Source organism: Microcoleus sp. S1D4, assembly GCF_036700765.1.
Classification (GTDB): domain Bacteria; phylum Cyanobacteriota; class Cyanobacteriia; order Cyanobacteriales; family Microcoleaceae; genus Microcoleus.
Genome location: NZ_JAUBPP010000015.1, coordinates 127,581 through 136,809, shown reverse-complemented (window position 1 = coordinate 136,809; position 9,229 = coordinate 127,581). Strand labels below are relative to the sequence as shown.

9 protein-coding genes and 1 pseudogene are annotated in these 9,229 nt (G+C 47.8%); 4 read left to right on the top strand and 6 right to left on the bottom strand.

What is annotated here, in order from left to right; all coding sequences use genetic code 11:
• Together QT998_RS17195 and QT998_RS17190 are read left to right on the top strand one after the other, a co-directional pair.
• Positions 1-288: pseudogene (locus QT998_RS17195) on the top strand (hypothetical protein); the annotation flags it as partial.
• A 257-nt stretch (positions 289-545) separates the two neighbouring features.
• Complete coding sequence (locus QT998_RS17190; protein WP_333115901.1) at positions 546-1,766, top strand: FtsW/RodA/SpoVE family cell cycle protein; 1,221 nt, start codon at positions 546-548, stop codon at positions 1,764-1,766.
• Positions 1,767-2,132: 366 nt separating this feature from the next.
• On the opposite strand, the gene QT998_RS17185 is transcribed toward QT998_RS17190, so the two are convergent.
• A complete protein-coding gene (locus tag QT998_RS17185) occupies positions 2,133-2,786 on the bottom strand; it encodes a Crp/Fnr family transcriptional regulator (RefSeq protein ID WP_333115899.1) in 654 nt (217 codons plus the stop codon).
• A gap of 583 nt (positions 2,787-3,369) precedes the next feature.
• Between QT998_RS17185 and hslO the strand changes: the two genes are divergently transcribed.
• Positions 3,370-4,269, top strand: coding sequence for an Hsp33 family molecular chaperone HslO (gene hslO, locus QT998_RS17180; protein WP_194070284.1), 900 nt, complete (start codon positions 3,370-3,372; stop codon positions 4,267-4,269).
• A gap of 253 nt (positions 4,270-4,522) precedes the next feature.
• Positions 4,523-6,589, top strand: coding sequence for a hypothetical protein (locus tag QT998_RS17175; protein ID WP_333088655.1), 2,067 nt, complete (start codon positions 4,523-4,525; stop codon positions 6,587-6,589).
• 121 nt (positions 6,590-6,710) lie between these two features.
• Here QT998_RS17175 and QT998_RS17170 read toward each other — a convergent pair whose 3' ends face one another.
• The 5 genes from QT998_RS17170 to QT998_RS17150 form a co-directional block, all read right to left on the bottom strand.
• On the bottom strand, positions 6,711-7,100 hold the full coding sequence (locus QT998_RS17170) for a hypothetical protein (protein WP_333115969.1): 390 nt from the start codon (positions 7,098-7,100) through the stop codon (positions 6,711-6,713).
• Positions 7,101-7,184: 84 nt separating this feature from the next.
• Positions 7,185-7,466, bottom strand: coding sequence for a tRNA(His) guanylyltransferase Thg1 family protein (locus QT998_RS17165; protein ID WP_333115896.1), 282 nt, complete (start codon positions 7,464-7,466; stop codon positions 7,185-7,187).
• Positions 7,447-7,932 carry an AAA family ATPase gene (locus QT998_RS17160; RefSeq protein ID WP_333088657.1) on the bottom strand — a complete coding sequence of 162 codons (486 nt, stop codon included), beginning with the start codon at positions 7,930-7,932 and terminating at the stop codon, positions 7,447-7,449. Before QT998_RS17160 ends, QT998_RS17165 begins: the two co-directional genes overlap by 20 nt.
• A 6-nt stretch (positions 7,933-7,938) precedes the next feature.
• Positions 7,939-8,412, bottom strand: a complete 474-nt coding sequence (locus tag QT998_RS17155; protein ID WP_194070276.1) for a TspO/MBR family protein — start codon at positions 8,410-8,412, stop codon at positions 7,939-7,941.
• A 232-nt stretch (positions 8,413-8,644) separates the two neighbouring features.
• Positions 8,645-9,226 carry a hypothetical protein gene (locus QT998_RS17150; RefSeq protein WP_333088659.1) on the bottom strand — a complete coding sequence of 194 codons (582 nt, stop codon included), beginning with the start codon at positions 9,224-9,226 and terminating at the stop codon, positions 8,645-8,647.
• Positions 9,227-9,229 lie beyond the last annotated feature (3 nt).

Below are 9,229 nucleotides of genomic sequence, written 5' to 3'. Positions count from 1 at the left end.
ACGGAACAAGGAAGAAGGAAGACGGAACAAGGAAGAAGGAAGACGGAACAAGGAAGAAGGAAGACGGAACAAGGAAGAAGGAAGACGGAACAAGGAAGTTCGGCAACGAGCAATGTACGGGATGTAACGGATGTAACGGATGTAAGTCCGTCGGAAGAAGGAAGACGGAAGACGGAAGACGGAACAAGGAAGACGGAAGACGGAAGACGGAAGACGGATGAATGTAGTAATTTGTTGGGTGTGCACTCTACACCGGTTGACTTCGTAGCCCATTCCCCCAGCGGTTGACTTTTCTAGTCGTTACCAGTTCGAGCGAAAGTAACGCAGATGGGTGAGGAAGAGCCTCCTTAATCCTCTGCCGAGGCAGAGTAAGAGTGATATGGGTTCCCAGGCTCTGCCTTGGAACCAGTTAAAAGAAACCGGGTTTTTTCATCTAGATTGAGGGTTTGAAGCAAATATTGGGTGAAAAAACCCGGTTTCTAACAGTCTGTGCGATCGCAAACTAGACTAAGAACTAATGACAACTGACAACTGACAACTCACTAATGACTAATGACATTCGACGCTTCATTCCATTTTTAGACCCCAGCGCGTCGCAATGGGGCGCTGAGGCCCGCTGGCTCAGGTGGCTGACTTTTTTGTGGCTGTTTGTAGGGCTGACAGCATTGTTTTCGGCTTCCTATCCCATTGCAAATTCAGAATTTGGAGACGGCCTTTACTATTTTAAACGACAGCTCATCGCAGTGGCGATCGGGCTGGCCGGCTTTAACTTAATGGTTTACTCCCCCCTGCGCTACCTGCTCAAATCAGCTCAGTTAGGCATTTTGTTGCTGCTGGGATTGCTCTGGTTGACCTTAATTCCGGGAGTGGGAACCACCGTCAACGGGGCGACTCGCTGGATATCTCTGGGCCCGGTGCCGATTATTCAACCTTCGGAATTGATCAAGCCGTTTTTTGTACTCCAAAGTGCCCGCATTTTCGGCAACTGGCCCCGGTTGACAAATAAAGTTCGCCTTAGTTGGCTGTTAATTTTCGGCGCAATGCTGTTGGGAATTTTGTTGCAGCCAAATTTGAGCACCACGGCTTTGTGCGGGATGACTTTGTGGTTGGTGGCTTTGGCGGCGGGGTTGCCTTACTTGCAGTTGGGCGCAACGGCTTTGGGGGGCATGATGTTGGCGGTTTTAAGTATTAGTTTTCGGGAATATCAGCGCCGCCGGATTATGTCTTTTCTCAATCCTTGGGCCGATCCGATGCAGGATGGCTATCAGTTGATTCAAAGCCTGCTGGCTGTGGGTTCTGGGGGGATTTGGGGTGTTGGTTTGGGGATGTCGCAGCAAAAGTTATTTTATTTGCCGATTCAGTACAGCGATTTTATTTTTGCTGTGTTTGCTGAGGAGTTTGGTTTGGTGGGAGGTTTTTCGCTGTTGCTGATGTTGGCGGCTTACACTACTGTGGCTTTGAGGGTGGCGACGAGGGCCCGGAATATTGAGAGTCAGTTGGTGGCGATTGGGGCGATGGTGGTGATGGTGGGACAGTCGCTGCTGAATATTGGGGTGGCGACGGGGGTTTTGCCGACTACGGGTTTGCCGCTGCCGTTTTTTAGTTACGGGGGCTCGTCGATGGTGGCGAGTTTTTTGTTGTCGGGGTTGCTGATTCGGGTGGCTAGGGAGAGTTCTGAGGCTGATGTTGTTTCTTTGGAGGGACGCAGAAAGATGCCTGGAAAGCCGAAGTTGCGATCGACCAACGGCAATGCACAAACCGAGTAATTTGTCAAATTATTTGCTGGAAGCGCAGGTAGCTAGAAACCGGGTTTTTTCACCAAAATATTTGCTTAAAACCGCAATCTTGGTAAAAAAACCGGTTTTTGCTTCCAAGACTATATTTATTTCCGTCCGTCACCTTTATTTGGCGGTTCTTCTTGTTCTTGAGGTTTAGCTGTGATGTCAATTAATTCTTTTTTGTCTGGTTTTGGTGTTTCTTGAGTAGAGTTAGCCATTGAATTTCTTCCTAAATAGATGCACCGCTTAATTATATCTTTTCCGGCTACAAATCTATGGCTCTAGATAGCGGGAGCAAGAGCAACACAAATAATTATCAAGTAGATGCAAATAGATGCAAATTCCTGTCGCTTGCTACACTGCTTGAGGGTTGCAGCCAAACAAATCCGAGGTAGAGGCAAAAACATCTTTGTTAAGTATTAAATGCCGATCGCCATCTCGACTGATTAACCCTTGCTGCTGCAATTTTCCCAGCATTCGAGTTACTGTTACCCGAGTCGTACAAATAGCATTAGCAATATCTTGATGTGTCAAGCGGATGCTCAAACGAGTTCCCTCAACCACAGGCTGACCGAAGTCCTGTTGCAATAATAGCAGGAGCTGATACAAACGGTGATCTACTCGCCGCTGTCCGGCGATCGCCAAAATTGATTCCATTTGCCGCAGCCGCCGAACCATTTGAGGCAGCAACTCCTGAGCCAATTGAGGAGAAGCTTCGATTTCCACCATAGAATACCAAATCAAATAAACATCAGATGTCGCCGTAGCTCGGTAAGTCTGCAAATTTGTCAACCACAAACCGAAGCACATCGAAGGCCCAACCCAACCCAAAAGTCCTTCTTCCCCGGTTGGATAAAGCGTGCTCAGTTGTGCTAAGCCTTGACAGACGCGCCAAAGTCCTTGAGACATCAAAGGAATGGTTTCGCCTTTGGCATAAAAATGCAAGTTTCGAGTCGCTCCTGTGTTATGCTGGACTTCCGCTAAAAGTGCTTTAGATGTTGGTGGCATATCCGTTATTTCCAGCTAAAAAACATTAGTGTCAGACCTACGAATCTGACTTTAGCTTACCAAGGTAAAGGTTTGGCGATCGCCAGGTTAGCGGTAAGATAAACTTTAGTCATCAGTCATTAGTTATTAGTCCTTAATTGTTAGTTGTTAGTAATTATCACCTGAATGAGTGCGGTAAGATAAGGGTGAATCATTAGTCATTAGTTGTTAGTAATTATAACTTGAATGAGTGCGGGCGGGAGCGGAAAAATAAATGCACTTGTTATTCGGGGTTTTTCAAATAAATATTTATTTTAAGACTCAGGGCAAAGAGTGGTTTTATACACTACTTATCTGGCTCGCGGTGCGGTGTGCTTCGCCCTACGTATAGAGATTATGCAGTCAGAACTTGATTTTTGATAATTAATCAGACTATTTGTTAAAAAATAGTAGATTGATGAAAGTTTTACCTTTAAAAATACGGGAGTTGTGAAGTTCGATCGCCCTCCCATACCCGCCGAGTCTGCTGCTACCTGCTGCGACAACCTTCAAGAGCTTCTAAAATAGTTGAAGGAAGTATCAAAAGAGAAAAGTAAGGTTTTTCATGGCCGATCAATTAATTCGCGCGAAAGCAGCAGATGGCGGAATTCGGGCTGTAGGCGTCATTACCACCCGTCTGACTGAAGAAGCAAGAGGGCGACACAACCTCTCCTACGTGGCTACAGCCGCCCTCGGACGCACGATGTCGGCGGGGCTGTTACTCGTATCCAGCATGAAGCGCCCCGAATCGAGGGTCAACATTCGCATCAAAGGAGATGGGCCGCTGGGCGGACTTCTGGTTGATGCGGGACTTGATGGCACGGTTCGAGGTTATGTGAGCAATCCCACAGTGGAATTGCCGCCCAATGCCAAAGGTAAACTCGATGTCGGCGGGGCCATCGGTGAGGGCTATTTGTACGTGGTGCGGGATGTTGGATACGGGTTCCCTTACTCAAGTACGGTAGAATTGGTTTCCGGCGAAATTGGCGACGATCTGACTCACTATTTGGCAACCTCGGAGCAGACTCCTTCGGCTATGGTTTTGGGGGTGTTTGTTGGGGCGGGCGGGGTGCAAGCGTCTGGGGGCGTGCTGTTGCAGGTGTTGCCGAAGGCTGCAGCGGACGAAGAACTGGTGCGAACTCTAGAATCTAGGGTGGCTGCACTGTCGGGCTTTACGCCACTGTTACGATCGGGCAAAACGCTGCACCAGATTCTCGAAGAGTTACTGGGTGATATGGGGCTAGAAATTTTCCCGGAAACTCAGATGGTGCGCTTTCACTGCGGCTGTTCGTTCGAGCGAGTTTTGGGAGCTCTCAAAATGTTGGGCGAAGCGGAACTCCAAGACATGATCGAAAAAGATGGCGGGGCTGAGGCTACTTGCCATTTCTGCAACGAGGTTTACAAAGCTAACAGCGACGAATTGGCTGAACTGATTGGCGATTTGCGCTCTGACTCCGGTTCTTGAGACGATAATGTGTAATTGGCTCTATTGAGTGCGAGTTAGGGATGACGGCCTTGACCAATTGCCAATTACGCATTATCAATTACCTAATCGCAAAATTAAAATTTTGGCAGTTTGGGGATCGGCCCAAAGCAGTCTTGGGCCGACGGGAGTATGTAAAAGTAATGAATACATTCTATAGAGCAGTAGATAGCAGCGATCGCAGTTTTGAAATAATTAAGACAGGCTGGTTGCTGTTTGTGGTGAGCGGAGATTTATGAGTCAAGATCGCAAAACACCAGACCATTGGTCTGCATCAGAATCCTTCGAGTCAAAAAAGGATACTTCCTCGCTAGTGCCAATTCCCGCCAGGAAAAACCGCGCTGAGCGACTTAAAGAAATCCGTGAGTTGGTGACTTCGGGAAAACAGCCGGGAGGGTATCTGGAACAGCGGCCCAAAGAGTCTGGGGAAAACTGGCAGCCGGAGGAACATAATCCTTTGTGGCGGAGGTGGTCGAAGAACTGGCAGTTTTGGCTGGCGGTGAGTTTGATACTGTCGGTGGGTATGGGGTTTGTGGCAATTGCGTCTTTGCTCAACTTGACTGCGGAGTCGAATTGCTCGAAGGTTTTTTGGCCGACGGCTTCTGCTAACGATCGCTTTTTTTGCGCTCAAGAAGCAGCTAGCAAGCGGACGGTGGATGATTTGCTCAGGGCGATCGAATTAGTGAATGCTTTGCCGTCAGATCACCCCCTGCGACCGAGAATTAACGGTCAAATCGATCGGTGGTCGCAGGATATTCTCAAGTTGGGAAATGCTAGATTCCAAGAAGGGAAGCTGGAGGAGGCGATCGCGATCGCCCGCAAGGTTCCTCAAAACGTTCCCGCTTACCCGGCGGTGGAAAAGCAGATTCAACAGTGGCAGTCGATATGGAACGATGCAGAGAAAATTTACGCTGCCGCAGTCGCCTACTTGCGTCAGGAAGAGTGGGGCCAAGCTTTCCGCCAAGCTAATCTGCTGTTGGATACGGGAAATACCTTCTGGGAATCGACGAAGTATGAGGAACTGACTCAGGCAATTGACACGACAAAGGCTGAAGGCAATAAGCTGATCAAAGCCCGAAATACAGCGTCGGCGGGAGGGCTGGACAATCTGGTGACGGGTATTAAGCTGGCTCAGGGAATCGATCAAAACAGTTATTTGTATCAGGCTGCCAATAAGTTGATCGCGGAATTTAGCAAAAAAATTCTGGATATCGCCCAAAAACGCTTGCAGGCGGGCGATTGGCAGGAGGCGGTCGCGATCGCTAACAAGATTCCAGATGCGGCAAATTTAAAAGCACAAGTTGAAGATTTTAACCAGTTGGCGAGTGCTACGGCTCAGGCTTTGACTGGCTCGGTTGAGGGTTTGTCTAAGGCGATCGAGATTGCTCAAAAGTTGAAGGACGGTCGCCCTTTGTACAAACAAGCTGCTGATTTAGTTGGCCGCTGGCAGCAAGAAATTGCTGATGTGAAAACTTTGGATGTGGCAAGCAGGCTGGCGGCACCGGGAGGAGTGAAGGATTTGAGGGCTGCGATCGCGCAATTGCAAACAGTCCCCCAATCAAATCCCCGTTCCGGGGAAGTTCGCACTCAAATTATTAACTTGAGCCGTCAAATCGAGCTGCTCGAAGACAGTCCGTACCTGCAAAGAGCTAACGATTTGGCGAGCGCGGGCGATCCGAATTCTCTGGAGGCCGCCGTGGCTCAAGCTTCTCGGATCGGTCAAGGTAGGACGCTTTACCGGGAAGCTCAAACCAAAATTCAAGCTTGGATCGAGAGAAGACAGCGCCTTCAAGACCAGCCGTTTTTGGATAGAGCTCAGCAGCTAGCAGCAAGCGGCAATTTGGCGGGGGCAATTGAGATGGCCCGCCGGATTCGATCGGGAAGGGTGCTTTATGAGGAAGCTCGATCGAACATTCGGACTTGGCAGGCTCAATTTTTGGGCGAACAAGGTTTGCAGAGCGCCCGTCAGGCAGCCATACCGGGGACTGCTGACGCTTTGGAAACGGCAATTTCCCTTGCTCTTCAGGTACCAGAGTCGAGTTCGCTCCGCTGGCAGGCGAGTGAGGCGATTGATGAGTGGAGCCAGCGGATTTTGGGGCTTGCTGTGGAACAGTCGTCGTCGGATCTGGCTGGGGCGATCGCCACTTTGAAGAAAATTCCCTCGGGAGCTCGGGCTTTTGAGCAAGCGCGATCGCAAATCAAAGTTTGGGAAGAGTCCCTGAATCCTCCGCCTGCCGAATCTCCGGCGGTGGCTCCCGAGCCACCGGAAACCGAGCCTCCGAGCCCGTCTCCGAGTCCCTAGGTTAACTTCTTGCCAGACTTTGGGCAGGGGGTTTAAACCCCCATCTCAAAGCTTGCATTCGGTTAAAACCGACCGAGCATTCATCAATTGCCACCAGATTTGACAAGATATCCTTGGCGAGTTAATCGCCAACATTTAAAAATTGGTAAATAAATTCTTTGTATTCCTCTTTCACGGGCAGCTCTTCATCGACTTTGAGTCGCCGCCGCACTGTCACAACTTCTTTGCGTTCGATCGGGTTATAACCTGGTTTATCGTATTTTTCCCAATACAATCCCGTTCCCCGGCGCTGCCAAGCCGGCAGTTCGTTAAAATTAATTCCGTTTTGAAACAGCAATTCGTTTTTGAAAGCCACCGATTGTTTGTCTAATATAACTGTTGCATTTTCACCCGTTTCGCCATTTTTTCGCAGCATCCAATAACTCCAGCCATTCAAAGCGCAGCGCGCTGCATCTGCTTGGCGCCATAGAAAATAATCTACTACTTGCGATTTGTTCGCTGCGGAACAAATGCGGGTGTCAAAATTGACTGTTGTTTGGGCGGCACAAGTGAAAGTTGCACTGGCAATACTGGCAGAAATAGAGACAATTTTTTCTCAGCTGCGGTCAAATAAATCCCAATCTGGAGGAAACAAAACTGAGATTTCGTCACTTTCGGTATAAGCGTAAATGCCGCCTAGTTCTGACAGGAGCGCTTTGGCGGTTTCCACCATTAATTCGTGGAATTTTAAGTCGAAAGGCTTATCAAAACTTGAGGAAGTAAATTTTGAAAAACTGCGGCCGTCGGCGCGAATTACTGTGTGAGTTTCCGGCAATAAACGCAAGCTGTGAAAGTATTCTAGCTCCCGCATTTTTTTTTCAAATATCTGATTGTCCATGAATAACTTCCTCTGCTGGCAAGGTTTTTATGTCTAAGTTAAAGTTGTCTGCTATGCGGACGGAAAACAGCCGATCGAACCCTTCGTCGTAACTGGGCACTACCATTTTTTTTATAGTAGCATAAATTGCTATGTCTGGAACTTGAGATTTGCCCGATCGCTTTTGATTTCTAGCTAAACAGTCGCTGACTATTGATTCAAAGTAGTAACCGATGATTTGGGCATGATAGGTGCGACCGATATCAATCAGCGGTCTGCGATCGAGAACTGCGGGATTGGTGTTATCAATCGCGACTGAATGACCTGCTTGGAGTGCATTTTCAATTAATTGAATTTGTCGGCGCGATTTATTTCTATTGTTTCGCATTAAATCTTTGCTGACCAAAACGTGCGTTGCAGCTAAATAGTCGCGGCAAAAGGTGCTTTTTCCTGATGCTTGCAACCCCATTAAAATGACTAATTCCATGAAAGGCTAAACATCCGCCGGATTGAGGTGCATCATCGCCCAAGTCGTGTAAGTGCCGATCGGACTCCAGAGTATGTAAGGTAGCAATAACAGGGCCGCAGGCTGCGAAACTTGCAACACGCTTAAAGCTAGTATTACGCTTAAAATAGCGCCCGTTCCGCCGATGATTGTGCCGACTTTTAGACTCTTAAGTTTGCACATCACAGACGTATAAGATATGGTTACTATTTCTAAAAGCAGGTATAAACCCATTCTCAGCCAAGTCTCCTGAGTTCCCGGTTCTTTTTCCCAAACAATCACTGCTGACCAAGCTGCACAAATAAAAATTACTGTCCAAATGATGGGAATTGCTTTTTCAAATACTAGCCATTTCGGACGCTGCAAGCGGTTGAACCACTTAATGTCGCTGGGCGAGAGCAAGTTAGCCAAGAGTGCTACCGCAAAGGCGACACCTCCAATTACCATCCAAGATTTAATCATTTCTCTACCTTTTGTTAGATTGACGGTTGAGATTCAACTATGATTTTATGTATATCTGCCACAAAATACATCTCTCTCCAGTCTTAAATTGATAATTTAAAGGTGAATTAGAGTTGTAACAAACAGCAAATTTATTGCTTTCCTGCTCCTGGGGCACAACTTAATTATGTAGGGGCGAAGCACACCGCACCCTACCACTATAAGTAGCGTTTCACCTGGCAAATTTCGCAGGCTAGCCTAGCCGGTGATGCTGTTCTAGTTCTAAACTAGAGTCGTCATCTTTTCTGGGAACTAGAAGCGTATTTTCGCTGCTCGGTTGCAACACGGCTTTAATCACTTGCAGAAAACGGTTGGGTTTTTTAGCTTGACCGTTGAGATCACGGCGGTCTTTAACTTTTTGAGAAAGGTGTCGCATCACTGATAAATCTAGTTCGTCGATAAAATGATCTGCTATACGTTCTCCCATTAAATCAACTGCTTCAGAATACTGTTCTTTCAGCATTTCTATGGCATCGTATGCTTCGTCAGCAACTTGAGTTGCTACTGTTTTATTGCGATCGCCCGATGTGTCGGAATTGCTGCGGCGGCGGTCTAAAAGACTTTGATATTCACCAATGCTCATTCCCAAATTATAAATGTGGTGGTGAGCGTGATCCATCAAATCTACTTCACCGGGATAGAAGAAACCGCGAGTGCTGTTGATACCGTGCAGTTTTGCCCAACGCCGCAGAATTGTCTCGTCTTGTAGTTGGTATCTCTCCAACATTTGAGCCATGTTCAGCTCTACTTCTGGTGTAACTTTGAAATCGCTCATCGG

What these genes read in the sequence shown, in the direction of transcription:
- QT998_RS17190 (WP_333115901.1), top strand. Translation starts at nt 546, where the DNA reads ATGACTAATGACATTCGACGCTTCATTCCATTTTTAGACCCCAGCGCG.
- QT998_RS17185 (WP_333115899.1), bottom strand. Translation starts at nt 2,786, where the DNA reads ATGCCACCAACATCTAAAGCACTTTTAGCGGAAGTCCAGCATAACACA.
- hslO (WP_194070284.1), top strand. Translation starts at nt 3,370, where the DNA reads ATGGCCGATCAATTAATTCGCGCGAAAGCAGCAGATGGCGGAATTCGG.
- QT998_RS17175 (WP_333088655.1), top strand. Translation starts at nt 4,523, where the DNA reads ATGAGTCAAGATCGCAAAACACCAGACCATTGGTCTGCATCAGAATCC.
- QT998_RS17165 (WP_333115896.1), bottom strand. Translation starts at nt 7,466, where the DNA reads ATGGACAATCAGATATTTGAAAAAAAAATGCGGGAGCTAGAATACTTT.
- QT998_RS17160 (WP_333088657.1), bottom strand. Translation starts at nt 7,932, where the DNA reads ATGGAATTAGTCATTTTAATGGGGTTGCAAGCATCAGGAAAAAGCACC.
- QT998_RS17155 (WP_194070276.1), bottom strand. Translation starts at nt 8,412, where the DNA reads ATGATTAAATCTTGGATGGTAATTGGAGGTGTCGCCTTTGCGGTAGCA.
- QT998_RS17150 (WP_333088659.1), bottom strand. Translation starts at nt 9,226, where the DNA reads ATGAGCGATTTCAAAGTTACACCAGAAGTAGAGCTGAACATGGCTCAA.